The 22,644-nt window shown below is 71.2% G+C and carries 24 protein-coding genes and 1 pseudogene; 11 read left to right on the top strand and 14 right to left on the bottom strand.

The genetic code is table 11. The features are described 5' to 3' along the window. Positions 1-71 precede the first annotated feature (71 nt). On the top strand, positions 72-1,241 hold the full coding sequence (locus tag OOK07_RS12545) for a steroid 3-ketoacyl-CoA thiolase (RefSeq protein WP_266796445.1): 1,170 nt from the start codon (positions 72-74) through the stop codon (positions 1,239-1,241). On the opposite strand, the gene OOK07_RS12540 is transcribed toward OOK07_RS12545, so the two are convergent. Both OOK07_RS12540 and OOK07_RS12535 read right to left on the bottom strand, forming a co-directional pair. Then, positions 1,225-1,566: a DUF397 domain-containing protein gene (locus OOK07_RS12540; RefSeq protein ID WP_266679814.1), complete on the bottom strand. Its 342-nt coding sequence runs from the start codon at positions 1,564-1,566 to the stop codon at positions 1,225-1,227. The genes OOK07_RS12545 and OOK07_RS12540 overlap by 17 nt on opposite strands. Further along, complete coding sequence (locus OOK07_RS12535; RefSeq protein ID WP_266796443.1) at positions 1,538-2,374, bottom strand: helix-turn-helix domain-containing protein; 837 nt, start codon at positions 2,372-2,374, stop codon at positions 1,538-1,540. The genes OOK07_RS12540 and OOK07_RS12535 overlap by 29 nt, the downstream gene beginning before the upstream one ends. A gap of 124 nt (positions 2,375-2,498) precedes the next feature. Here OOK07_RS12535 and OOK07_RS12530 point away from each other — a divergent pair, with 124 nt between their 5' ends. Genes OOK07_RS12530 through OOK07_RS12515 form a run of 4 tightly spaced genes read left to right on the top strand, consistent with a single transcriptional unit; the run spans position 2,499 to position 4,395 of the window. Further along, positions 2,499-2,861: an ATP-binding protein gene (locus OOK07_RS12530; protein ID WP_266801930.1), complete on the top strand. Its 363-nt coding sequence runs from the start codon at positions 2,499-2,501 to the stop codon at positions 2,859-2,861. A gap of 30 nt (positions 2,862-2,891) precedes the next feature. Then, complete coding sequence (locus OOK07_RS12525) at positions 2,892-3,410, top strand: GNAT family N-acetyltransferase (RefSeq protein WP_266679808.1); 519 nt, start codon at positions 2,892-2,894, stop codon at positions 3,408-3,410. Between the two features lie 33 nt (positions 3,411-3,443). Further along, entirely contained in the window at positions 3,444-3,923 is a 480-nt protein-coding gene (locus OOK07_RS12520) for a hypothetical protein (protein ID WP_266796442.1), read from the top strand. Between the two features lies 1 nt (position 3,924). After that, entirely contained in the window at positions 3,925-4,395 is a 471-nt protein-coding gene (locus OOK07_RS12515; RefSeq protein WP_266796440.1) for a pyridoxamine 5'-phosphate oxidase family protein, read from the top strand. Between the two features lie 9 nt (positions 4,396-4,404). Here OOK07_RS12515 and OOK07_RS12510 read toward each other — a convergent pair whose 3' ends face one another. After that, positions 4,405-5,112, bottom strand: a complete 708-nt coding sequence (locus OOK07_RS12510; RefSeq protein WP_266679802.1) for a YoaK family protein — start codon at positions 5,110-5,112, stop codon at positions 4,405-4,407. A 103-nt stretch (positions 5,113-5,215) separates the two neighbouring features. Here OOK07_RS12510 and OOK07_RS12505 point away from each other — a divergent pair, with 103 nt between their 5' ends. Further along, the gene (locus OOK07_RS12505; protein WP_266796438.1) at positions 5,216-6,463 is read left to right on the top strand and encodes an alpha/beta hydrolase family protein; all 1,248 of its coding nucleotides are present in this window, start codon (positions 5,216-5,218) and stop codon (positions 6,461-6,463) included. 195 nt (positions 6,464-6,658) lie between these two features. On the opposite strand, the gene OOK07_RS12500 is transcribed toward OOK07_RS12505, so the two are convergent. From OOK07_RS12500 to OOK07_RS12465, 8 genes and pseudogenes are all read right to left on the bottom strand, one after another. Beyond that, a complete protein-coding gene (locus OOK07_RS12500; RefSeq protein ID WP_266683483.1) occupies positions 6,659-7,078 on the bottom strand; it encodes an aggregation-promoting factor C-terminal-like domain-containing protein in 420 nt (139 codons plus the stop codon). A gap of 291 nt (positions 7,079-7,369) precedes the next feature. Further along, positions 7,370-8,188, bottom strand: coding sequence for an ECF transporter S component (locus OOK07_RS12495; protein WP_266679798.1), 819 nt, complete (start codon positions 8,186-8,188; stop codon positions 7,370-7,372). Further along, positions 8,185-9,981: an ABC transporter ATP-binding protein gene (locus tag OOK07_RS12490; protein WP_266796435.1), complete on the bottom strand. Its 1,797-nt coding sequence runs from the start codon at positions 9,979-9,981 to the stop codon at positions 8,185-8,187. Before OOK07_RS12490 ends, OOK07_RS12495 begins: the two co-directional genes overlap by 4 nt. Then, positions 9,978-11,063 carry an energy-coupling factor transporter transmembrane component T gene (locus OOK07_RS12485; RefSeq protein ID WP_266796433.1) on the bottom strand — a complete coding sequence of 362 codons (1,086 nt, stop codon included), beginning with the start codon at positions 11,061-11,063 and terminating at the stop codon, positions 9,978-9,980. The genes OOK07_RS12490 and OOK07_RS12485 overlap by 4 nt, the downstream gene beginning before the upstream one ends. Continuing rightward, entirely contained in the window at positions 11,056-11,700 is a 645-nt protein-coding gene (locus OOK07_RS12480; RefSeq protein WP_266796431.1) for an SCO2322 family protein, read from the bottom strand. Before OOK07_RS12480 ends, OOK07_RS12485 begins: the two co-directional genes overlap by 8 nt. Further along, on the bottom strand, positions 11,697-12,929 hold the full coding sequence (locus OOK07_RS12475) for an SCO2321 family membrane protein (protein ID WP_266679790.1): 1,233 nt from the start codon (positions 12,927-12,929) through the stop codon (positions 11,697-11,699). The genes OOK07_RS12480 and OOK07_RS12475 overlap by 4 nt, the downstream gene beginning before the upstream one ends. Before the next feature lie 364 nt (positions 12,930-13,293). Continuing rightward, a pseudogene (locus OOK07_RS12470) lies at positions 13,294-13,404 on the bottom strand (nuclear transport factor 2 family protein); the annotation flags it as partial. A 42-nt stretch (positions 13,405-13,446) separates the two neighbouring features. Next, a complete protein-coding gene (locus OOK07_RS12465; protein WP_266796429.1) occupies positions 13,447-14,475 on the bottom strand; it encodes a Strvi_7410 family MBL fold metallo-hydrolase in 1,029 nt (342 codons plus the stop codon). Between the two features lie 339 nt (positions 14,476-14,814). On the opposite strand from OOK07_RS12465, the gene OOK07_RS12460 reads away from it, so the two are divergent. Together OOK07_RS12460 and OOK07_RS12455 are read left to right on the top strand one after the other, a co-directional pair. After that, on the top strand, positions 14,815-16,272 hold the full coding sequence (locus OOK07_RS12460) for an aldehyde dehydrogenase (RefSeq protein ID WP_266796427.1): 1,458 nt from the start codon (positions 14,815-14,817) through the stop codon (positions 16,270-16,272). A 6-nt stretch (positions 16,273-16,278) separates the two neighbouring features. Then, entirely contained in the window at positions 16,279-16,512 is a 234-nt protein-coding gene (locus OOK07_RS12455; RefSeq protein ID WP_266679784.1) for a ferredoxin, read from the top strand. A gap of 310 nt (positions 16,513-16,822) precedes the next feature. On the opposite strand, the gene OOK07_RS12450 is transcribed toward OOK07_RS12455, so the two are convergent. Further along, on the bottom strand, positions 16,823-17,476 hold the full coding sequence (locus tag OOK07_RS12450) for a TetR family transcriptional regulator (RefSeq protein ID WP_266679782.1): 654 nt from the start codon (positions 17,474-17,476) through the stop codon (positions 16,823-16,825). Between the two features lie 396 nt (positions 17,477-17,872). Here OOK07_RS12450 and OOK07_RS12445 point away from each other — a divergent pair, with 396 nt between their 5' ends. Genes OOK07_RS12445 through OOK07_RS12435 form a run of 3 tightly spaced genes read left to right on the top strand, consistent with a single transcriptional unit; the run spans position 17,873 to position 21,077 of the window. Further along, positions 17,873-19,282: a glycosyltransferase family 4 protein gene (locus OOK07_RS12445; protein ID WP_266796424.1), complete on the top strand. Its 1,410-nt coding sequence runs from the start codon at positions 17,873-17,875 to the stop codon at positions 19,280-19,282. Beyond that, entirely contained in the window at positions 19,276-20,010 is a 735-nt protein-coding gene (locus OOK07_RS12440) for a class I SAM-dependent methyltransferase (protein ID WP_266679778.1), read from the top strand. Before OOK07_RS12445 ends, OOK07_RS12440 begins: the two co-directional genes overlap by 7 nt. Next, on the top strand, positions 20,007-21,077 hold the full coding sequence (locus OOK07_RS12435) for a prenyltransferase/squalene oxidase repeat-containing protein (protein ID WP_266679776.1): 1,071 nt from the start codon (positions 20,007-20,009) through the stop codon (positions 21,075-21,077). Before OOK07_RS12440 ends, OOK07_RS12435 begins: the two co-directional genes overlap by 4 nt. Positions 21,078-21,202: 125 nt before the next feature. Here the strand turns inward: OOK07_RS12435 and OOK07_RS12430 are convergent, their stop codons facing one another. Together OOK07_RS12430 and OOK07_RS12425 are read right to left on the bottom strand one after the other, a co-directional pair. Next, positions 21,203-21,490 carry a hypothetical protein gene (locus OOK07_RS12430; RefSeq protein ID WP_266679774.1) on the bottom strand — a complete coding sequence of 96 codons (288 nt, stop codon included), beginning with the start codon at positions 21,488-21,490 and terminating at the stop codon, positions 21,203-21,205. 48 nt (positions 21,491-21,538) lie between these two features. Beyond that, positions 21,539-22,549, bottom strand: a complete 1,011-nt coding sequence (locus OOK07_RS12425; protein WP_266796421.1) for an LLM class F420-dependent oxidoreductase — start codon at positions 22,547-22,549, stop codon at positions 21,539-21,541. Positions 22,550-22,644: the final 95 nt, after the last annotated feature.

The raw sequence follows: 22,644 nt of genomic DNA, 5'->3' as shown, positions 1-22,644 counted from the left end.
ACTAGTTCAGCGTGGCGGGGCCGGCCGGGACGCCCCCGCGCCGCGCGGGTACCGGAGGAGAGGATCCCCCCATGGCCGCGGAACCCGTGATCGTCGAGGCCGTACGTACTCCCATCGGCAGGCGCGGCGGAGCGCTCGCCAACCTGCATCCCGCCTACCTCCTGGGCGAGACCTACCGTGAACTCCTCGGCCGCACCGGCATCCCCGCCGACGCGGTCGAACAGATCGTCGGCGGCACGGTGACGCATGCCGGCGAACAGTCCATGAACCCCGCGCGCACGGCCTGGCTCACGATGGGTCTGCCGTACGAGACGGCGGCGACGACGGTCGACTGCCAGTGCGGTTCCTCGCAGCAGGCCTCGCACATGACCGCCAACATGATCGCGGCCGGCGTCATCGACGTCGGTATCTCGTGCGGCGTCGAGGCGATGTCGCGGGTGCCGCTGGGGTCGGGATCGAAGCACGGGCCGGGCAAGCCGTTCCCCGACGAGTGGAACGTGGACCTGCCGAACCAGTTCGAGGCGGCGGAGCGTATCGCCCGTCATCGCGGGCTGACGCGCGAGAACGTCGACTCACTCGGCCTCATCTCGCAGGAACGGGCCGCGGTCGCCTGGGCGGAGGAGCGCTTCAAGAAGGAGACGTTCGCCGTCCAGGTGCCCACCACCGAGGACGAGCAGCGTGCCGGGCAGGGCATGTGGCGACTCGTCGACCGGGACGAGGGGCTGCGCGACACGTCGATGGAGGCGCTGGCGGGCCTGAAGCCGGTCATGCCGACGGCGATCCATACGGCCGGCAACTCGTCGCAGATCTCTGACGGCGCGGCGGCCATCATGTGGGCCTCGAAGCGGATGGCGCGGGCGCTGAAGCTGAAGCCACGGGCGCGGATCGTGGCACAGGCGTTGGTCGGCGCCGACCCGCACTTCCACCTCGACGGTCCGATCGACGCGACGCGCACTGTGCTGGGCAAGGCCGGGATGACGCTGAGGGACATCGACGTCGTCGAGATCAACGAGGCCTTCGCCTCAGTGGTGTTGAGCTGGGCCCAGGTCTTCGAGCAGGACCTGGAGAAGGTCAACGTCAACGGCGGTGCGATCGCGCTCGGGCATCCCGTGGGGGCGACGGGAGCGCGGCTCATCACGACGGCGCTTAATGAACTGGAGCGCACGGACAAGGAGTTCGCGCTCATCACCATGTGCGCGGGCGGCGGCCTGGCCACCGGGACCATCATCCAACGGCTGTAGACGCGCCCCAAGCGACGAACTGACGGAACGCGTCGGGCCGGAACGAGAGCACCGGCCCGGCGGGGGTCTTTGAATCGCGGACGGCGATGGCGGGGCAGGGGGTTTGGGCGATTTCGACGCACTGGCCGCCCTGGTCACTGCTGTGCGTGGACTTTCGCCAGGCCAGTTGGCCGAGCGGCGCGCATTCGACGCATGAGCCGCCCTGGTCGCCGCTATAGCTGGACTTACGCCAGGCGACAGGGCCGAGCAGGGTGCACTCGATGCAATTGCCGCCCTGGTCGCTGCTGTAGCTGGACTTACGCCACTGAGTCGCGTGGTTCTCCATAGCGTTCCTCCATCACTCGCCGGATCAGCTCCGCCGTGTCCGTGAGGGAGAGTGCGGCGGCCCGCAGATGATCGTAACGGAGCGAACAGTCCTTGATGGTGTCCGGATTCGCGGTTGGATGCCCGCTGCCATAGCTTTCGGTATAGACGATGGCCGGATCGCTCGCGAAGCGGAAGAGGTCGAACGAGCCCTGTAGTCCCGCGTGCACCCCGGCTGAGAACGGCAGGATCTGGATGTTGATCCGGGGGTTCTCTTCGAAGGACAACAGTTGTGCCAGTTGGCCTCGCACGACTTCCGGACCGCCGATCTCCTGGCGCAGTGCGGCCTCACTGATCACGGCCCAGAAGACCGGTGGCTCTTCCTTCTGGAAGATTCGCTGACGTGCGAGCCGTACGGCGGTGCGGTCCTCAAGGTCGGTCCGGTCCAGTGCCCCGAGCACGGCGCGTGCGTACGTCTTGGTCTGCAGGAGGCCGTGGACCAGGTGCGTGTGGAAGGTGCAGATCTCTGTGGCCCGCGCCTCCAGCTCCGCCACCTGCCGGAACCACCCCGGCAGTTGACTCCGCATCACCAACTCGACGAGCCGCGACAGCGCCCCGCCCGTCCCCAGCGCCGCATCCGAGCGCTCGCTGAACTCCCGCGTCGGCAGCTTCCGGGCAGTCTCGATCTGTCCAACCAGCGATCCGGTGTAGTTGACGATGTCCCCGAGCTGCCGTTGCGTCAGCCCGGCCGCCTCTCGATGCCGCCGCAGCTCATAGCCGTAGTAATCGAGCGGCGAGGCCCCCGGGTCGAGGATGTTGATGTGGGTCACGCACGGCCCTCTCTGTGCAACCAACTCCGTCCACTTCGGGACGTGTTGTATTCGCCCCGTAGCCCAGAGTAGTTGTGGCACGTCACGCTCGTCCTGTGAACCTCTACTTCCCCCCACCTACCGCCTGAGCCTCACCGCAGGCGAACACTCCGCCCGGCACATCCGCCGTATCGTCCGCTCGCTGCTCGACGAGTGGGAGCTGGCGGAGCTGACCGACGCCGTGGAGCTCGGTGTGACCGAACTGGTCGCCAACGTCGTACGCCATGTTCCGGACCGGCGCTGTGTGCTGCTGCTGTTGCGGTCGGCGGCGGGAGTCAGGGTGGAGGTGGCGGACAGCTGTCCTCAACTGCCTTGTGTTTCAGCTGAGTTGTCGCTGGAGGCGGAGGGCGGGCGCGGGCTCGTGCTGCTCGACGCCGTGGTCGACAAATGGGGTGTGGGTCCGGCGGCCGGGGGTGGTAAGACGGTGTGGTTCGAGTGCGTGAGATGAGACGTTGGGAGGCGCTGGACCGTGGACGGGATGACGGTGCGTGAGCTGCGGCCAAAGGACGAGCCGGGCGTGACCGCCCTGTTCGCGTCCTGCGAGGACTACTTCGTCGCCGCGACCGGCAGTCCGGCTCTCCCGGGGGATGTGCAGAGCCTGTACTACGCCCTTCCCGACGGCGCGGACTTCGACCAGAAGCGCCTGCTGGTGATGTGCAGGGGCGAGAGGATCGTCGGCCTGGTCGATGTCGTGGACAGGCATCCCGATGCCGGGAGCTGTTCGGTGGGGATGTTTCTCGTTGCCCCCCAGGCCCGGCGTGAGGGGCTGGGCGCGAGCGTCGCGGGCCGCCTGATCGAGGAGGCGGCCGGGCGCGGGATGCGGACGGTGGCCGCCACGTGCCCGGGACAGTGGGAGCCGGGGCTGGGGTTCCTGCGGAGCCTGGGGTTCGAGGTTCGTGTGCCGCAGGCCCCGGAGGGCGAGACGCTGGGCAATCGGACGCGGCAGGCCGGGGAGACCGGCCTGTGCACGGCGAGGTTGCGGCTCGCGGACCGATGAGTTTCGCGCGCCACCGCCGTCTCCCTCTGTGTGATGGAGGACATGGAGGTGAGCGTGGTGGATGCGGCGGCACGGCAGGAATCCCTGAAACGGCTGGACGTCCTGGTCGGCGAGTGGGTGGTGGAGGCCGAGTTCCCGGGGATGGGGGTGCCTCCCGGGCGCAGCGTGTTCGAGTGGACCTTGGACGGGCAGTTCCTGGTCCAGCGGACGGAGGCGCCGAACCCGGCACCGGACGGCTTGGCGATCATCGCGGTCGACCCGGAGACGGGCGGCTGCACGCAGCACTACTACGACTCGCGGGGCGTCGTACGGCTGTATGCCATGACCTTCGACGAGGGGGTGTGGCAACTGCTGCGCGAGAGCCCGGACTTCTCGCCGCTGAGCTTCCGGCAGCGGTACGTCGGGTACGTGAGCGAGGACGGCGACACCATCCGCGGCGCCTGGGAGATCGCTCGTGGCGAGTCGGCCGCGTGGGAGCGGGACTTCTCCCTCTCCTACCGCAGGAGCCGGTGAGATGAGTTCCGGCACGGACCGCGGTGACATCGTGCGCGGCATCGTCGACGCGAACCTGTACATGGTCCTCGCCACCGCCGATGAGGACGGGCGGCCGTGGAGTTCGCCCGTCTACTTCGCCCACGAGGGGTGCCGCGAGTTCTTCTGGGTGTCGTCGCCGGGGGCCCTGCATTCCCGCAATATCGCCGTGCGGCCCGAGGTGGCAGTCTCGGTCTTCGACTCGTCGGCGCCGATCGGGACGGGGCAGGGGGTGTACATGGCCGCGGTCGCCGGGGCCGTGGCGGGCCCGGACGCCGAGCGTGCGATCGAGGTGTTCTCCCGCCGGTCCCGGCGGCACGGCGGAAGGGTCTGGACGCTCGACGACGTACACGGCGACTCCGGTATGCGGCTGTACCGGGCGGTCGCCCACGACCACTCGATCCTCGCCAAGGACGGCCGGCCGGACCATCGCATCCCGGCCGACCCCGGCTGACGTACGGCGCTACTCCCGCCCCGAGGCCACCACCGCCAGCACTCCCGTCGCCACCGCCGCGACCAGCAGCGGAATGCCCAGGCCGTGGTGGATCACCAGCCATGCGCCGAGCCAGGCCCCGCCGGCCATCGCCACGACGGAGGCCGAGCGGCGCGGGGAGCGGTGGCCCGAGCCGCCGCCCGCGCGGGAGTCGGAGGCGAGCCCCGTCAGGGTCATCGTGAGGACGGTCGTGGTGAGGTCGGGGATGCCGAGCTTGCGAACCGTGGCGTTGCGCAGGCCCATCGCGAAGGCGGTGAGGGCGATCAGGGCGTAGTCGCCGGCGGTGGCGTGCGGCGCGGCGAACGCGGCCACCGCCGAGGCGCCCACCAGGGCCGCCTCCGCGGCCAGGACGAGCCGGGCCCAGGTACGGCGCGACCCCTCGCCCCGCCACCGCGCCACCCGCCCGCCGGCCACCGCGCCCAGCAGGAAACAGCAAAGGGAGGTCGCCGTGTGCGGCACGGAGAAGCCCGGCGCGCCGGCGGCGGCGAAGCCCAGCACCACCACGTTGCCGGTCATGTTCGCGGTGAAGACGTGTCCGAGTCCCAGATAGCTCACGGCGTCGATCAGACCGCTGACCACGGTGAGCCCCAACAGCACGACCACCAGTCGCAGTCCGCGTGTCTCGTGAGGGTCGTCCGGCGGTGTGCCGGTGCCGGTGCTGCTGCTCTGTTCGCTCATCGAGTCTCCGGGTGGCCGGACGGGCTGGGTGCACTCAAGTCCACCACGGACGCGGGGGAGTCTCGGATGTCGGCGTGCGGTGCGCGTCCGTAGCGTCGGGGACATGAGTGATGAGACGTGCAAATCCCAGGAAACAAGGACCAGTTGGCGGACCCGGCGAGGACTCGCCGGAGCGGCGGCCCTGCTGCTCGCCGGGCTCGCCGTCGCCCCTGCCGTGGCCGCAGGCGGGCAGACGCACCAGCCGCGACGCGGCGAGCCGGTCTCCGTCACATTGGTCGCGGATCATGACGCCGCGCAGGTCAGGACGTTCCTGACCGCGCGGGACGTCGCCGCAGGTCCCGTACGGTACGGAGTGCGGGCGTACCGTCTGACGTACCGGACGGTGGACCCGCACGGGAAACCCACGACCGCGACGGGCCTGCTCACGCTCCCCAAGGGCGGCGCCCACCGGCTCGACCTCGTCTCCGACACGCACGGCACGATGGTCCACCGGGACTACGCACCCTCCGTGGGCGAGGACTTCGGCCGCATCCCGTCCTATCTGAACGCGAGCGCCGGCCGCGCGGTGGCCGCCCCCGACTATCTCGGCCTCGGCAGGGGCCCGGGGCTGCACCCCTACATGGACACCGCCTCGTCGGTGACGGCCTCCGTCGACATGCTGCGCGCCGCCCGCACGGCCGCGGACCGGCTCGGCCGCCCGCTCACCGGGGACGTGTACGCGACCGGCTTCTCGCAGGGTGGTCAGGTCGCGATGGCGCTCGGCAAGGCGCTGCGATCGGGCGCCGACCGGCACTTCCGGCTGAAGGCGCTGGCCCCGGTGAGCGGGCCGTACGACCTGGAGGGCCAGGAGATGCCGGCCCTGTTCGACGGGCGGGTCAACGACACGAGCGGCGTCCTCTACATCTCGTACTGGCTGGTGGCGCAGAACAGGCTGCATCACCTGTACAAGAACCCGGCGGAGGTCTTCCGCGCGCCCTACGCGAGCCGCGTGGCGGGCCTCTTCGACGGGCGTCACCAGGAGGAGGACGTGGTCAGGGGTCTCGCGCCCTCGGTGAAGCGACTGCTCACACCGGCCTTCTACGAGCGTCTGCGGCATCCGACGGGCCCGCTGCTCACCGCGATGCGCTCGGCCGACCACGCCTGCGACTGGAAACCGGATGTGCCGGTGCGGCTGTACACGGCGGACAACGACACCGATGTCCCCATCGGCAACACCCGCACCTGCGCCCGCGCTCTCGCCGGCCAGGGGGCGAAGGTGCGGGTGGTGGACCAGGGAGCCGTGGACCACTTCGGCGGGTTCGCGACGTCGGCACCGCAGGTGGTGCGGTTCTTCGACGGCGTACGGGGGTGATCCGGGCGCGGGGAGGCCGCGCCCAGGGGCAGGGGCAGGGGCAGGGGCGGGGGCAGGGGTTGGGGGCGGGGCCGGAACCTGGGACCCGAGGGCATGGCGAAGGCGGCGGCCCGGGGATCGGGGCCGCCGCCTTCGGTCTTGCGGGCGTCGTCAGGCCTGTGTGGCCCGGCTCGGCGTGGCTTGGTTCGGTGTGGCTCAGTACCAGCCGTTGGCCTGCCAGAAGGCCCAGGCGCCGGTCGGGCTGCCGTAGCGGGAGTTCATGTAGTCCAGACCCCACTTGATCTGGGTCTTGGCACTGGTCTTCCAGTCCGCTCCGGCGGAGGCCATCTTCGAGCCGGGCAGAGCCTGGACCAGGCCGTAGGCGCCGGAGGAGGAGTTGGTGGCGGTGACGTTCCAGCCGCTCTCGTGCTCCACGATCTTGCTGAAGGCGTTGTACTGGGCCGCGCTCGGGATCATCTTGTGCGCGATCGTCTGGGCACCTGCGGCCGAGTTGGCGGTCGCGGCGTGAGCGGGAGCCGCGGTCAGCACCAGGCCGGCGGTGGCGGCAGCCACGGCGGCGGAGGCGAGGGCCTTCTTCGGGGACGCGAGGGTGCGGGCGATGCGGGAGACGGGCACGAGGAACCTTTTCTTCGGGGACAGGGTGTCGCGTGCTGCCCCGAGGGGCATGCGTCGGCGCCGAGGCCCTGGGGCTCGTCGGCGCCGTGCGACGTCATCCAGAGAAACAGGCTCGGAGGGCGTCCGCAATGACCCTATTTGCTAGTTGTGGTCGTATGTGGGGGAGGTGGGGGTGGTGTGACCTGGCTCTCAAAGTGCAGGTCAGAGGCTCTTATGGCGTGGACATGGGGCCCGATATGCACTACTAGGGCAGTTAGTGGGTGATGTGGGTCATGTGTGGTGGTTCACCGGTCAACAGGACTCGAATGTGACCGCGGTCTCGAACGACGCCCGTCGGGTGGCTCTGCGTAGCGCCCTGAGTACGGCCGGGCCGAGGCTGAGCGTCAGGAGCACGGTGACCGTGGCCCGGCCCAGGTCCCAGCCCAGCGAGGTGGCCGTGCAGTACGCGAGGAACCGGGCCAGATTGGCGGGGACGGCGGCGTGCGGGTCGAAGGCGATGCCGGAGGCGAGCGCGCCTATGAAGGGCCAGCCGGCCAGGTTCAGGAGCGTGCCGTAGGCGAAGGCGGCGAGGAAGCCGTAGACGGCGAGGAGGGCGAGTTCGCCCCGCCCCCGGAGCCGGTCCGGGCCGGGCAGCAGCCCGGCCCCCATCGTGAACCATCCCATCGCCAGCATCTGGAACGGCATCCATGGGCCCACCCCGCCCGTGAGCAGCGCGGACGCGAACATGGTGAGCGAGCCGAGGGTGTAGCCGAAGCCGGGGCCGAGCACCCGCCCGCTCAGCACCATCAGGAAGAACATCGGCTCGATGCCCGCGGTTCCGGCGCCGAGCGGACGCAGCGCGGCCCCGGTCGCCGCGAGCACGCCCAGCATGGCGACCGCCTTCGGTCCGAGGCCCGACTCGGAGATCGTCGCCGCCACCACGGCGACCAGCAGCACCAGCAGTCCCGCGAACAGCCAGGGCGCGTCCTGCGCATGCGCGCTCAGCTGCGAGGCCGGCGGGGCGAGGAAGGGCCAGCCGAAGCCGACGACACCGACGGCGCTGACGAGGACGAGGGCGGTGATGGATCGTGGGCCGAGGCGGATGGCCCTGGCCGCCGGGCTCCCGGTCATGCGAGTGCCTCCCGGACCTGGGTGACGGTGAGCCACTTCTGCGGGGCCAGGATCTTGGTGATCTGCGGGGCGAAGGACGGGGACGAGACGACCACGTCGGCCATCGGGCCGTCGGCGATCACCTCGCCGTCGGCCAGCAGCACCACCCGGTGGGCGAGTTCGGCGGCCAGCTCCACATCGTGCGTGGCCAGGACGATCGTGTGCGCCTCGGCGGCCAGAGCGCGCAACACGGTCACCAGGCGGGCCTTCGCCGCGTAGTCCAGGCCGCGGGTCGGCTCGTCGAGGAGCAGCAGGGGTGGCCGCGCGGTCAGCACCACGGCCAGGGCGAGCGTGAGGCACTGGCCCTCGGAGAGGTCCCGCGGATGGATGTCGTCGGTGATACCCGGAAGCAGCTTTGACACCAGTGACCGGCAGGTGCCCGGTTTTGCCCGGGCGTCCCGGTCGGCCGCCGCGCACTCGCCGGCGACCGTGTCGGCGTAGAGGAGGTCGCGGGGCTCCTGGGGTACCAGGCCCACGCGGCGAACGAGGTCCGGGGGCGCCGTGCGGTGGGGGACGACACCGCCGACCCGGACCGTTCCGGCGGACGGCTCGACCAGCCCGACGAGTGTGCTGAGCAGCGTCGACTTGCCGGCCCCGTTGCGCCCCATGAGAGCGACCGTCTCGCCGGGGGAGACGGCGAGATCGACGTGCCGGAGGGCGTCGACCCGGGCGCGGCGCACGGACAGGCCGCGAACTTCCGCGGTGGGGGCGGGAGTCGGGGACGCGACCGCCGAGCGGACACTCGTGCGTCTGCGGGCGAGGAAGGGCCACCGAGGCGGGTCCGTGTCCTTCGCCGCGGCGCTGGGCACCTCATGTTCAGGACCGTCTGCCACGGTCGCCCCGTGCTTCGGGCCGTCTGCCACGCTCGCCTCGTGCTTCGGGCCGTCTGCCACAGTCACCCCATGCTTCGGGCCGTCTGGCGCGGTCTGTGTCCGCTGCTCGGTCAGCCGCTCCCGGAGATCCCCCGCCCGGCGCCGCGCGTCGCGCACCGTCAGCGGCAACGGGGTCCATTCGGCCAGCCGGCCGAGGGCGACCACAGGGGGGTACACCGGGGATACGGCCATCATCTCGGCCGGCGTGCCGAGCACGGGTGCCATCCCGGGGGCGGGCAGGACGGCGACCAGGTCGGCGTACTGGATGACGCGTTCCAGGCGGTGTTCCGCCAGCAGTACGGTCGTGCCGAGGTCGTGGACCAGACGTTGGAGGACGGCGAGGACCTCCTCGGCGGCCGCGGGGTCGAGGGCCGAGGTCGGTTCGTCGAGGACCAGGACCTTGGGGTGCGGGGTGAGGACCGAGCCGATGGCGACGCGCTGCTGCTGGCCGCCTGACAGGGTGGCGATGGGGCGGTCGCGGAGATCGGCCAGGCCGAGCAGGTCGAGGATCTCCTCGACACGGCGCCGCATCACGTCCGGCGCCAGCCCCAGCGACTCCATTCCGTAAGCGAGTTCGTCCTCGACGGTGTCCGTCACGAAGTGGGACAGCGGGTCCTGCCCCACCGTGCCCACGACGTCCGCGAGTTCGCGCGGTTTGTGGGTGCGGGTGTCACGTCCCGCCACCGTGACGCGGCCCCTGAGCGTGCCGCCCGTGAAGTGCGGGACGAGCCCGCTGACGGTACCCAGGACCGTCGACTTGCCGACCCCGGACGGGCCCACCAGCAGCACCAGTTCGCCCTCCGGCACCTCGAAGTCCACGCCCCGAACGGTGGGTTCGGCCGCCCCGTCGTAGGTCACGGACACATCCTCGAAGCGGATCACGACGGCTCCTTGGGTGCGACGAAGGCAGGCAGCAGACCGAGCAGCACGGCTGCCGCCGGCCACAGCGGGAGAGCGGGGGCGACGAGCGGGACGACACCGGGGTGCAGGGCCTGTGGATCGTCCGCGGCGGCGAGGGTCAGCAGCGCGGCGACCGCGGCACCGGACCCCGCGACCAGCCAGGCGCGCAGGTCCCACCGGTCCGGGCGGTACCGGGTGCGCAGGCTGCGACGGCCGCCCAGCCGCAGCCCCGCCAGCGCCGCGGCGACCCCGGCGAGCAGCAGCGGCAGCCCGTAGGTGCCGCCTTCGGCGGTCAGCAGCCCGTACGTTCCCGCGCAGACCCCGAGCAGTCCGCCGAGGGTGAGAGCCCCGGTGGTCCGGCGTACGCCGGTCGCGACCTCGGCGCTGCGGCCGTAACCGCGGGCGTCCATCGCGGCGGCCAGGGCGACGGAACGCTCCAACGCGCCCTCCAGCACCGGAAGTCCGACCTGCAGCAGACCGCGCAGGCCGCTGTCGGGGCGGCCACGCAGGCGACGGGCGGCGCGCAGACGCTGGACGTCGGCGATGAGGTGCGGCGCGAAGGTGAGGGCGACGACCACCGCGACGCCGGTCTCGTACAGCGCGCCCGGGAGGGACTTCAGCAGACGGGACGGGTTGGCGAGGGCGTTCGCGGCGCCCACGCAGATGAGCAGCGTGGCCAGCTTCAGGCCGTCGTAGAAGGCGAAGGTGAGTGATTCGGCGGTGACCTTGCCGCCCAGCCGGATGCCCTGCGCCCAGTGGGGGAGGGGGAGTTCGGGGAGGGTGACGATCACGTGGGTGCCGGGGATGGGGGAGCCGAGGGCCACCGCGAAGAAGAGGCGGATGACGAGGACGGCGAGGGCGAGCCTGAGGAAGGCGGAGTAGGAGCGGGACCAGGGGGCCTGGGTGCGGCAGGTGGCGACGACGTAGGCGGACGTCGCGATGAGCAGGGCCAGGAGGAGGGGGTTGGTGGTGCGGGTGGCCGCGGTGCCGAGGCCCAGGGACCACAGCCACCAGGCACCGGGGTGCAGCACACGGCGAACGTTGCCTGCCGGGGCACTAGCCATGCCTGCGTCGCCGTGTCTGCCACACGGCTGCCGCACCGAGCAGCGCGACAGCCCCGGCCCCCGCGAACAGCCCCACGGCCGGCCCGCCCTCCTTCTCCCCGGACTTCGCCGAACTCGCGGCAGCCGTCGGCTTCTTCCCGCCGGAGGCCTGTTCCCCGCACCCCTTGTGGGGATACCCCGCGATCGCGCACAACAGGGCGTTGGTGTCGTACCGCAGCGGCTTCGCCACCGACGCCAGCGCCTCCGCCGTCGTCCCGTCGGACGACACCCGCGCGCAGGCCGTACGACGCACCGGCGGCGTCTCGCCGGACGGGGCGTCCGCCGCCGTACCGAAGTCGATGACGAGAGCCACGCGCTTCATGCCGTCCCGCGCCGGGGTCCGCGCGCAGATCACCGGGAACGACGCCGTCCCGCGCGGCTTCGCCGAGTCGCCGGAGTCCTCACTCACCGAGAAGCGGAAGCCCTGGACGGCGCCGTCGTCGGGGCTGGTGGTGGCGGGGCCCTGGGTGGCGTAGGTCCAGTGACCGGCGTCGTGGTCCCAGAACGACCAGTAGCGGTAGCCGACGGCCTGTGCCTGGCCGCCGCCGGCCAGGGTCAGGAGCAGCGCGGTGAGGAGCAGCGCGCAGCGCCGTATCACGGCTGTCGCCTCTTGTTACGGCCGCTGATCAGGAAGCCGATGCCGATACCGCCGACGAGGCCCACGCCGATGATCCACCAGACACTGACGCCCGATTCGCCGGAGTCGTCCTTGCGATCCGCCTGGTCCGAGTGCCCGGTGGGGGCGGCGGACGCGGGGACGGAGGCGGGCTTCGGACCGGTCGCGTTGAGGAGCGAGACCAGATCCTGGCCGCCGAAGTCGCGCACGTCGGCGCTCTCCGCGTGCGCGGCGAGGATCAGCTGCGCGTACGCGGCCGGTCCGCCCTGCTTCGCCCACGCCCGGGAGTTGCCCTCCAGCCAGCGCAGGGCGTCGGCCGCCTTGTCGCCCTGACCGGCGGTCGCGAGGGCGAGGACCGCGTCGGCCGTGTTGCCGTAGTCGGGCTGGTCCTTGGCGCCGGGGAGCGTCGACGTCAGGTGCCTGTCCTTGGCCAGGGCCTTGACGAGATACGCGGCGCCGTTGCGCGCCGCCTGCTCGCGGCCGTCCGCACCCTTGCACGCCACGGCGGTTCCGGCCGGCTTCACGGCGTCCCCGGCCAGTCCCTTGCCGAGCGCGCCCACCACGGCCGCCGCCGTCGCGTCCGCGTTGGCGGACAGCTTGCCCTTCTTGTCCGGCTGGAAGGCGAAGGCGCCCGCGCCGTCCCCGTCGCAGGGGAGAACGAGCTTCAACAGGGCGTCGTAGGGCGACTTGCCGCCCTTGACGACCTGCGCGGGCTGCTCGCCGACGGCGGTCAGCGCGCCGATGACGACGGACGTCGAGTTCGCGTCGCTCGCTCCGCCAGGCGAGTAGCCCCAGCCGCCGTCCTTGTTCTGCACGGACTTCAGCCAGCCGACCGCCTTGCCGGCCTCGGCGTCGTGGCCGCCGAGCGCGGCGAGGGACTGGACGGCGGCTGCCGTGCTGTTCGTGTCGACCATGAGCTTGGCGTCGCAGGCCTTCGCCGCATCCGGACGGAACGCCGCGTAGGCCCCGTTCGCGCACTGCTGGCCCAGCAGCCAGTCCACCGCCTTCGCGGCAGGCTTCACACCCACGGTGTGCTGTGCGAGCAGCGCCAGCGACTGTCGCCAGACGCCGTCGTACGTCGGGTCGGCGGTGCCGTACAGGCCATCGGGTATCGCCACGGACGGGGACGGGGATGCGGCCACGGCGGGCGCGGCCGCGCCGATCACGGCGGTGGCTGCCAGGGCCGCGGCGCTGCGGCGGACGACGTTCATGATCGGCGGGTGCCTCTCCCTGCGGGAGCTGGCAGCACGGGACACCCCGGGCGGCTCGGCTCCGTGTGCCTCGACGGTGCCGCGCGCCGGCAGGCTGCCGACACACGTGAGCCGGTCACGACCGTGCGGGGCAGTCCGGCTGACCGCCTTCGGACGGTTCACGGTTGCGAGTCAGCGCCGGAATTGCACCGGCTTCCCCCCGTACGGGTGTGATGACGACCCGGCCACTCTACCGGCCCGTAACGAGCACCCTGAGGGCAGCCTGTGAGGCCGGCAGGCCGGGCACTCGGGGTGGGCACTCGGGGTGGGCACTCGGGGTGGGCGGGCCGGGTAGGTTCGGGCCCATGGGGATCACGGAGAGGCCGGTGAACAGCTCGGCCACGGAGGAGGGTTCACCGAGGTCGAGGCGGTGGACGAGGTCGAGGATCAGGCGCTCGCAGGCGCGTCCGGCGAGGAGTTGCTCCGTGGGGTCCATGGAGACGTTGGTATCAGCGGACACTCACGAGGTGCGACAGCTTTACACGGCCACGTACGTCAGCGGATCGCTCCCCGCCGCCGATTCCGCCCGCCCCAGCTTGACCAGCCGGCGCAGGTGGGCCTCGGCCTCCGAGACCGCGATGTTCCTTGATCCGTACGGGATCTGGGCCCAGGGACGGTTCCACTCCATACGCTCGGCGACCTGCCAGGCGGTGAGCGGCTCGACCAGGAGGGCGCGCAGCCCGGTGAGCCGTTCCTCGTGGTGCGCGAGCAACTCCCGTACGCGGGCCGACGCGTCGGCGAACACGTGCTGGTGGGCGGGGAGCACCTCGGCGGGGGCGAGGCGGGCGACGCGTTCGAGGGAGTCGAGGTAGTCGCCGAGAGGGTCGGTGATGGTCGCGTCGTCGGGATCCTCGTACAGGCCGATGTGCGGGGTGATCCGGGGGAGCAGGTGATCGCCGGAGAACAGGCGCCCGTGGCCGGGGAGTCGGGCCGGGTGCTCCTCCTCCAGGTGCAGGCAGACGTGGCCAGGGGTGTGCCCCGGAGTCCAGATGGCTCGCAGCCGCCGGCCCGGGAGGTCGAGGAGCTCGCCGGGGACGATCTCGCGGTCGGGCAGGGCGGGGGAGAAGCCCGGCAGGGTGGTGCGGGGAGCCGCGTCGCGCAGGGGCGCCACGTGCTCCTCGGGGGCGCCGGCGGCGGTGAGCTTGTCGGTCATGTACGCGAACCAGCGGTCGGGCCGGGTCTCCCGGGTGCGCCGCACGATCGCCGAGTCCGCGGCATGCATCGCGATCCAGGCCCCGGACGCCTCGCGCACCTTGCCCGACAGGCCGTGGTGGTCGGGGTGATGGTGGGTGATGACGACACCGTGCACCTCGCCCACTGCCGTACCGCAGGCTGCCAACCCCTCGACGAGCGTGTCCCAGGACGCGGGGTCGTCCCACCCCGTGTCCACCAGCACCGGTCCGCGATCGGTGTCGACGACGTACACGAGCGTGTACCCCAGGGGATTGTCCGGGATGGGGACCTGGACGGACCGTACCCCGCCGCCGTGGTCGCTGACCTGTGTCATGGGCTCCCCTGTCGCCGCCTCCCCGTCACTATAACTAGAACCAGTTCCAATGGGAGCCCAAGTCATCGATCAGACGCTCGCGGCGACCACCACGACGACGGCCGCTGCGCCGGGGTCGAGCACGGTGATGTGCGGGTGGTGGCGGGGCCGCAGGAGTGAGGGCACTCGGCGTGCGGGCCGGGGGCGAGCGCTTCCCGGTGCGTGGTGCGTCGCGGGTGCACTGTCGTCGCGGAGGTGCCGTGAAGCGGTGTGCGGTCTGTGGACTCCTCCGAGGGGAACTGGTATCAGTTCCCGTATCTGATGAACCGTCAGAGTCAGCTCCCGGGAAGGCAGTCGGCCATGACCGAGCTCGTGGAACACGGACAGCTGTTCATCGGCGGGGAGTTGACCGATCCCCTCGGCAAGGACGTCATCGAGGTGATCTCGCCGCACACGGAGGAGGTCATCGGACGTGTGCCGCACGCTTCCACGGCGGACGTGGACCGGGCTGTCGCGGCCGCGCGGACGGCGTTCGACGAGGGGCCCTGGCCGCGGATGTCGCTCGACGAGCGGATCGAGGTCGTCACCCGCATCAAGGACGCGATCGCCGTACGGCACGAGGAGATCGCCCGCGTGATCTCCTCCGAGAACGGGTCGCCGTACTCCTGGAGCGTCCTCGCGCAGGCGCTCGGCGCGATGATGGTGTGGGACGCGGCGATCACCGTCGCGCGGAACTTCACGTACGAGGAGACACGCGACGGTGTGCTCGGCAGGATCCTCGTGCGCCGCGAACCGGTCGGCGTCGTGGCGGCCGTAGCGCCCTGGAACGTCCCGCAGTTCGTGGCCGCCGCCAAGCTCGCGCCCGCGCTGCTCACCGGCTGCACCGTGGTGCTCAAGCCGTCGCCCGAGTCGCCGCTGGACGCCTATATCCTCGCCGAGATCACCCGTGAGGCCGGGCTCCCGGAGGGCGTCCTGTCGATCCTCCCGGCCGACCGCGAGGTCAGCGAGTACCTGGTCGGGCACCCGGGGGTCGACAAGGTCTCCTTCACGGGATCGGTGGCGGCCGGGAAGCGCGTGATGGAGGTGGCGTCGCGCAGTCTCACGCGCGTGACACTGGAGCTGGGCGGCAAGTCGGCCGCGGTCGTCCTGCCCGACGCGGACCTCGCCACCACCGTCGCAGGCGTCGTCCCGGCGGCCTGGATGAACAACGGCCAGGCCTGCGTGGCCCAGACCCGCATCCTGCTCCCGCGCTCACGCTACGACGAGTTCGCGGACGCCTTCGCGGCGGCGGCGAGCGCGCTGGTCGTCGGCGACCCGCTGGACACGGCGACGCAGGTCGGCCCCCTGGTGGCCCGGCGCCAGCAGCAGCGCAACCTCGACTACATCCGCATCGGCCAGGAGGAGGGCGCCAAGATCCTCACCGGCGGCGGCCGCCCGCCGGGCCTGGAGCGCGGCTGGTACGTCGAGCCGACGCTCTTCGGCGACGTCGACAACTCGATGCGGATCGCCCGGGAGGAGATCTTCGGCCCGGTGATCTGCCTGCTGCCCTACGGCGACGAGCCCGAGGCCCTGAAGATCGCGAACGACTCGGACTACGGGCTGAGCGGCAGCGTGTGGACGTCGGACGTGGCGCACGGCATCGAGGTCGCCCGCCAGGTCCGTACCGGCACGTATTCCGTCAACACCTTCAGCCTCGACATGCTCGGCCCCTTCGGCGGCTACAAGAACTCCGGGCTGGGGCGGGAGTTCGGCCCCGAGGGCTACGGCGAGTTCCTCGAACACAAGATGATCCATCTCCCGGCCGGCTGGGAGGGCTGAGCCGCCATGGGTGACCGCTGGCACGTCGAGGTCGACCGCTCCGTCTGCATCGGCTCCGCCCAGTGCGTCCACCGGGCCGTCGGCGCTTTCCGGCTCGACTCCGCCATGCAGTCCCACCCGGTCGAGCCGGATGCCGACGCCAACGAACGCATTCTGGAGGCGGCGGAGAACTGCCCGGTGGAGGCCGTCCTGATCACCCTGCTGGGGAGCGGGGAGCCGGTGTTTCCGCCGGAGGAGTAAGAGCCGAAGAGGAGTAGGGGTAGGGGTAGGGGCCGAACCCGAGAAGGTGGTGTCCCAAAAAATAGGCCTTCGGGGGGTTTCATTGGCTTCCAGTCGTTCTATCCTGAGAAGTGGCCTACGAGGCGAGTGAGGGAGTTCCACCGGAGTAGCCGACTTTGGCGAGACGCAGATGCAGACGCATCCGCCGGGGCCGACGTCGACGGTCGGGCTGAGAGGCCGGAAGGCAGCAGTAGGGCCGGAAGGCGACCCCCAGGACCTGATCCGGACAATGCCGGCGAAGGGAACCCGTCTCGTAGGTTCTGTGCGTGCCTCAGTCGCCGGACGCACTCCCGGCGGCCGGGTCCGTCAGGTCGATCAGGCGGCACACCGTCTCGATGTCGATCTTGACCTGGGCGATGGAGGCGCGGCCGGAGAGCCAGGTGATCAGGGCCGAGTGCCAGGTGTGCTCGATGACGCGGACCGCCGACAGCTGCTCGGGCGTGGGGTTCTCCAGGCCGATCGCGTCCAGGATGATCACCGTGGTCTGGCGGGAGACCTGGTCGACCTCGGGCGAGACGCTGCGGTCGGCGAAGGTGAGGGCGCGGACCATCGCGTCGGCCAGATGCGGCTCGCGCTGCAGCGCACGGAAGGCCCGCATCAGGGTCTCCGCGACCCGCTGCGCCGCCGTGTCACCCGTCGGCGGCTTCTTCCGCAGCGTCCCGTGCATGTGCTCCAACTGGTCCTGCATCGTGGCGACCAGCAGATGGATCTTGGACGGGAAGTAGCGGTAGAGGGTGCCCAGGGCCACCTGCGAGGACTCGGCGACCTCGCGCATCTGCACGGCGTCGAAACCGCCCCGGCTGGCCAGCTGCGCACTCGCGTGCAGGATGCGCCTACGGCGCGCCTCCTGCCGCTCCGTGAGGGGCGGGGAGGCCGGCTGCGAGGTACTTGCTTCCACCTTGGCCACCTTCGCTTGCGCTGGCATGGTTCCCGTTCCGTGACAGTCGGTGAGGGTCAGGGCCTGTCCGGCGGATCAGCTCGGCGTCGCGGGCCCTGGCACGCGCATCTGCGGCGTTGTCGTCGGTCGCCGACGCTCCGCGTCGACTCCCTCCTCCGCCTTGCAGCTGCACGCACCAGACCCCGGTCGGGTCGGCCAGGAGGAACCGCATCTCACAGCCGACCTGATCCGCCGGACAGGCCCTGGTGATCGCACCGAGCATGGCAGGGCGCCCGCCGTGGCGCGAATCACCTGATCCACTGCTCACCTCGCCCCTACCTGCCGGTAGATTCAGAGCCTCCTGGACGATCAAGTCTGAAACTTGTTCTAGATTAGCGTCCCGGCGTAATCTCGCGGGACCGTGCACGCAGAAGGGGGCCCAGAGTGACCGCTGAGGCCAGTCAGGCGGGTCCCCAGGAGGACCTCGCCGCCGACGGCGAGCGACCGCTCCACATCGCACTCCTCACCTATAAAGGGAACCCGTTCTGCGGCGGCCAGGGCGTCTACGTCCGGCACCTCTCGCGCGAACTGGCCCGCCTCGGCCACCGCGTCGAGGTCATCGGCTCCCAGCCGTACCCCGTCCTCGACGAGGGCTGCCCGGGTCTCACCCTCACCGAGCTGCCGAGCCTCGACCTCTACCGCTCGCCCGACCCCTTCCGCACCCCGAGGCGCGACGAGTACCGCGACTGGATCGACGCGATGGAAGTCGCGACGATGTGGACCGGCGGCTTCCCCGAGCCGCTCACCTTCTCGCTGCGCGCCCGCCGCCATCTCCGCGCCCGGCGCGGCGAGTTCGACGTCGTGCACGACAACCAGACGCTCGGATACGGGTTGTTGGGCGATGTGGGCGCCCCCTTGGTGACCACCATCCACCACCCCATCACCGTCGACCGGCAGTTGGAGCTGGACGCCGCCGAGAACTGGCGGCAGCGGCTGTCCAAGCGCCGCTGGTACGCCTTCACCCGCATGCAGAAGCGCGTCGCGCGCCGCCTGCCCTCGGTCCTCACCGTCTCCGGCACCTCCCGCCAGGAGATCGTCGACCACCTCGGCGTACGGGACGACCGCATACACGTGGTGCACATCGGCGCGGACACCGACCTCTTCTCGCCGGACCCGACGGTGCCTGTCGTGCCCGGCCGGATCGTGACGACGTCCAGCGCGGACGTCCCCCTCAAGGGCCTTGTGTTCCTCGTCGAGGCACTCGCCAAGGTGCGCACCGAGCACGCGTACGCCCACCTCGTGGTCGTCGGCAAGCGGCCCACGGAGGGGCCCGTCGCCCAGGCCATCGAGCGGTACGGCCTCGACGGCGCCGTCGAGTTCGTGAAGGGCATCTCCGACGCCGAACTGGTCGACCTGGTCCGCTCCGCGGAGGTCGCCTGCGTCCCGTCCCTGTACGAGGGCTTCTCCCTCCCGGCGGCCGAGGCGATGGCCACGGGCACGCCCCTGGTCGCGACAACCGGCGGCGCCATCCCGGAGGTCGCCGGCCGCGACGGCGAGACATGTCTGGCGGTGCCGCCGGGCGACCCGGGCGCGCTGGCCGCGGGGCTGAGCCGGCTGCTGGGCGATCCGCAGCTGAGGGTGCGGCTCGGCCGCGCCGGGCGTGAGCGGGTGCTACGGCACTTCACCTGGGCCCGGGCCGCCGAGGGCACGGTGGCCAGGTACCGCGAGGCCATCGCCGGCCCCGTCGGCGAGACTCCCCGCCGCCCCGCGGCCCCGGAACCAAGCGTGGCCGACCAGCCGACGGCCGTGGAAGAACTAGCCGCCCCCCATCCCGAAAGCAGGGCCACGTGCTGACCGTCGACTTCTCCCGGTTCCCGCTAGCCCCGGGCGACCGCGTCCTGGACCTCGGCTGCGGGGCCGGGCGGCACGCGTTCGAGTGCTACCGGCGCGGCGCGCAGGTCGTGGCGCTCGACCAGAACGGCGAGGAGATCCGCGAGGTCGCCAAGTGGTTCGCGGCGATGAAGGAGGCCGGCGAGGCACCCGCGGGCGCCACCGCGACCGCGATGGAGGGCGACGCGCTCGCGCTGCCCTTCCCTGACGAGTCCTTCGACGTCGTCATCATCTCCGAGGTCATGGAGCACATCCCGGACGACAAGGGCGTACTCGCGGAAATGGTACGGGTGTTGAAGCCCGGCGGCCGCATCGCCATCACCGTCCCGCGCTACGGCCCCGAGAAGGTCTGCTGGGCACTGTCCGACGCCTACCACGAGGTCGAGGGCGGCCACATCCGCATCTACAAGGCGGACGAACTGCTGGCCAGGATCCGGGAAGCCGGCCTCAAGCCCTACGGCACGCACCACGCGCACGCGCTGCACTCGCCGTACTGGTGGCTGAAGTGCGCGTTCGGCGTCGACAACGACAAGGCGCTGCCCGTGAAGGCGTACCACAAGCTGCTGGTCTGGGACATCATGAAGAAGCCCCTCGCCACCCGGGTCGCCGAGCAGGCCCTGAACCCGCTGATCGGCAAGAGCTTCGTGGCCTACGCGACCAAGCCCCACCTGCCGTCGGTAGACGCCCGGTGACCACTCCCCGGACAGAACACCTCGTCCTGCCCGGGGTCCTCACCGCCGAGCAGGCTGCCGCGACCGTGCGGGGCATCCTCGCCGTGCAGCGGGAGGACGGGGCCATCCCGTGGTTCCGCGGACACCACCTCGACCCCTGGGACCACACCGAAGCCGCGATGGCACTCGACGCGGCCGGCGAGCACGAGGCCGCCGAGCGGGCGTACGAGTGGCTCGCGCGGCACCAGAACGAGGACGGTTCCTGGTACGCGGCCTACGCCGACGGCGACTTCGCGGATGTCACCGACCGCGGGCGCGAGACGAACTTCGTCGCGTACATCGCCGTAGGGGTCTGGCACCACTACCTGTCCACCGGGGACGACACGTTCCTGGACCGCATGTGGCCGGCCGTCCACGCCGCGATCGAGTACGTCCTCGCTCTCCAGCAGCCCGGCGGGCAGATCGGCTGGAAGGGCGAGGAGGACGGCAGCTTCACCACCGACGCCCTCCTGACCGGTTCCTCCTCGGTCCACCACGCGCTGAGCTGCGCGCTCGCCATCGCCGAGCAGCGCGAAGAGCCGCAGCCGGACTGGGAGTTGGCGGTAGGGGCGCTGCGCCACGCGATCCGCCGCCACCCGGAGCGGTTCCTGGACAAGGACCGCTACTCCATGGACTGGTACTACCCGGTCCTGGGCGGCGCGTTGACCGGCGCGGAGGCCAAGTCCCGGGTGGAGGAAGGCTGGGAGCGCTTCGTCGTGCCCGACCTGGGCGTGCGCTGCGTCGTCCCCAACCCGTGGGTCACGGGCGGAGAATCAGCCGAACTCGCCCTCACCCTGTGGGCGATGGGCGAGTCCGACCGAGCCCTGGAGATCCTCCAGTCCATCCAGCACCTGCGCGACGCCGACAGCGGCCTCTACTGGACGGGCTACGTCTTCGAGGACAAGGCCATCTGGCCCCAGGAACTGACCACGTGGACCGCGGGCTCCCTGCTCCTCGCCGTCGCCGCGTTGGGCGGCCACGAGGCCACGTGCACGGTGTTCGGAGGTGAGCAGCTGCCGAGCGGGCTGGACCCGGACTGCTGCGGCTGACCGCCGCCCCTGAAGGGGCGCGGGGCCGTATCGATATGCGGCTCCGCGGCCTGGCTGCGACCGGCCACGGTGACGCCGCAGAAGCAGGAGATCGACGGCGCACCGCGGCGCTTCCGGTGGAGCGCTCAGTGCCGCTGCATCCGTCCGGCGATCGCGTGGCCGATGAACAGGTAGACCACCGCCGCCAGGCCGTAACCTGCGATGACGCGCGCCCAGGCCTTGTCGAAGGTGAACAGGTCACGCGACCAGCCGGCCAGCCAGTTGGCCGCATTGTGGACGAACTGCACCAGGTCGTTGGCGCGGTTGGCGTCCAACAGGTACATCAGGATCCACAGCCCCAGGATGAGCGCCATGATGTCGGCGACGATCGCTATGACCGCCCCGGCCCGATTACCGCTGTTGTATCGAGACATACTTTCCGGATTGCCGCCGAATCCTGAATGAAACCCGAACGGGTTCTGTCAGGAGTTGAGCGCGGCCAGCACCCGCAGCGACTCCCGGTCGGGCGACAGCGCCAACAGATCCGTCACCGGCCCCTTCCGCCACAACTCCAGCCGCTCCGCGATCCGTTCCCGCGGCCCCACCAGAGAGATCTCGTCGGCGAAGGCATCCGGCACGGCGAGCACAGCCTCCTCGCGGCGTCCCTCCAGGAACAGCCGCTGAATCCGGCGGGCCTCCTCCTCGTACCCCATACGTGCCATCAGATCGGCATGGAAGTTGCGGGCCGCGTGTCCCATGCCGCCGATGTAGAAGCCCAGCATGGTCTTCACAGGCAGCAGCCCCTCGGCCACGTCGTCGCAGACCTGCACCCGCGCCATGGGGGCGACGACGAAGCCCTCCGGGAGCCGGTCAAGTGCCGGTCCGTACACGTCGGGACGGGACGGCGACCAGTACAACGGCAGCCATCCGTCGGCGATCCGCGTCGTCTGCGCGACGTTTTTCGGCCCTTCCGCACCGAGCAGGACGGGAAGGCCGGAACGCAGGGGGTGGGTGATGGACTTGAGCGCCTTGCCGAGCCCGGTGCCGTCCTCGCCCCGGTAGGGGTGGGAGTGGAACCGCCCCTCCAGCACCACGGGCGCCTCCCGCCGCAACACCTGCCGTACGACGTCCACGTACTCCCGCGTCGCGGTCAGCGGTGACTTCGGGAACGGCCGTCCGTACCAGCCCTCCACCACCTGCGGACCCGACAGCCCGAGCCCGAGCATCATGCGTCCGCCGGAGAGATGGTCGAGGGTGAGCGCGTGCATGGCGGTGGTGGTGGGCGACCGGGCCGCCATCTGCGCAACCGCCGTGCCCAGCTTGATCCTTGACGTCTGCGCGGCGATCCAGGTCAGCGGCGTGAAGACATCGGAACCCCACGACTCGGCCGTCCACACGGAGTCGTACCCGAGCCGCTCGGCCTCCTGCGCCAGCGGAACGTGGTCGGGGGAGGGACCACGGCCCCAGTAGCCGAGGGCGAGACCGAGCCGCATGACGCCTCCACGGAATACCTGACGGTCAGTCAGTCAGTGGCCTGTGGGCTGCGACTGTACGACAACGGCCCCCCACCCGGAAGGGCGAGAGGCCG

Source organism: Streptomyces sp. NBC_00078 (assembly GCF_026343335.1).
Lineage (GTDB): Bacteria > Actinomycetota > Actinomycetes > Streptomycetales > Streptomycetaceae > Streptomyces.
This window is presented reverse-complemented; position numbering and strand designations above follow the sequence as displayed.

Coding starts and splice junctions, on each gene's coding strand:
- OOK07_RS12510 (WP_266679802.1), bottom strand. CDS start 5,112: ATGAGCGAACAGAGCAGCAGCACCGGCACCGGCACACCGCCGGACGAC.
- OOK07_RS12505 (WP_266796438.1), top strand. CDS start 5,216: ATGAGTGATGAGACGTGCAAATCCCAGGAAACAAGGACCAGTTGGCGG.
- OOK07_RS12460 (WP_266796427.1), top strand. CDS start 14,815: ATGACCGAGCTCGTGGAACACGGACAGCTGTTCATCGGCGGGGAGTTG.
- OOK07_RS12545 (WP_266796445.1), top strand. CDS start 72: ATGGCCGCGGAACCCGTGATCGTCGAGGCCGTACGTACTCCCATCGGC.
- OOK07_RS12540 (WP_266679814.1), bottom strand. CDS start 1,566: ATGGAGAACCACGCGACTCAGTGGCGTAAGTCCAGCTACAGCAGCGAC.
- OOK07_RS12425 (WP_266796421.1), bottom strand. CDS start 22,549: ATGCGGCTCGGTCTCGCCCTCGGCTACTGGGGCCGTGGTCCCTCCCCC.
- OOK07_RS12455 (WP_266679784.1), top strand. CDS start 16,279: ATGGGTGACCGCTGGCACGTCGAGGTCGACCGCTCCGTCTGCATCGGC.
- OOK07_RS12475 (WP_266679790.1), bottom strand. CDS start 12,929: ATGAACGTCGTCCGCCGCAGCGCCGCGGCCCTGGCAGCCACCGCCGTG.
- OOK07_RS12430 (WP_266679774.1), bottom strand. CDS start 21,490: ATGTCTCGATACAACAGCGGTAATCGGGCCGGGGCGGTCATAGCGATC.
- OOK07_RS12495 (WP_266679798.1), bottom strand. CDS start 8,188: ATGACCGGGAGCCCGGCGGCCAGGGCCATCCGCCTCGGCCCACGATCC.
- OOK07_RS12525 (WP_266679808.1), top strand. CDS start 2,892: ATGACGGTGCGTGAGCTGCGGCCAAAGGACGAGCCGGGCGTGACCGCC.
- OOK07_RS12465 (WP_266796429.1), bottom strand. CDS start 14,475: ATGACACAGGTCAGCGACCACGGCGGCGGGGTACGGTCCGTCCAGGTC.
- OOK07_RS12450 (WP_266679782.1), bottom strand. CDS start 17,476: ATGCCAGCGCAAGCGAAGGTGGCCAAGGTGGAAGCAAGTACCTCGCAG.
- OOK07_RS12520 (WP_266796442.1), top strand. CDS start 3,444: ATGGAGGACATGGAGGTGAGCGTGGTGGATGCGGCGGCACGGCAGGAA.
- OOK07_RS12485 (WP_266796433.1), bottom strand. CDS start 11,063: ATGGCTAGTGCCCCGGCAGGCAACGTTCGCCGTGTGCTGCACCCCGGT.
- OOK07_RS12515 (WP_266796440.1), top strand. CDS start 3,925: ATGAGTTCCGGCACGGACCGCGGTGACATCGTGCGCGGCATCGTCGAC.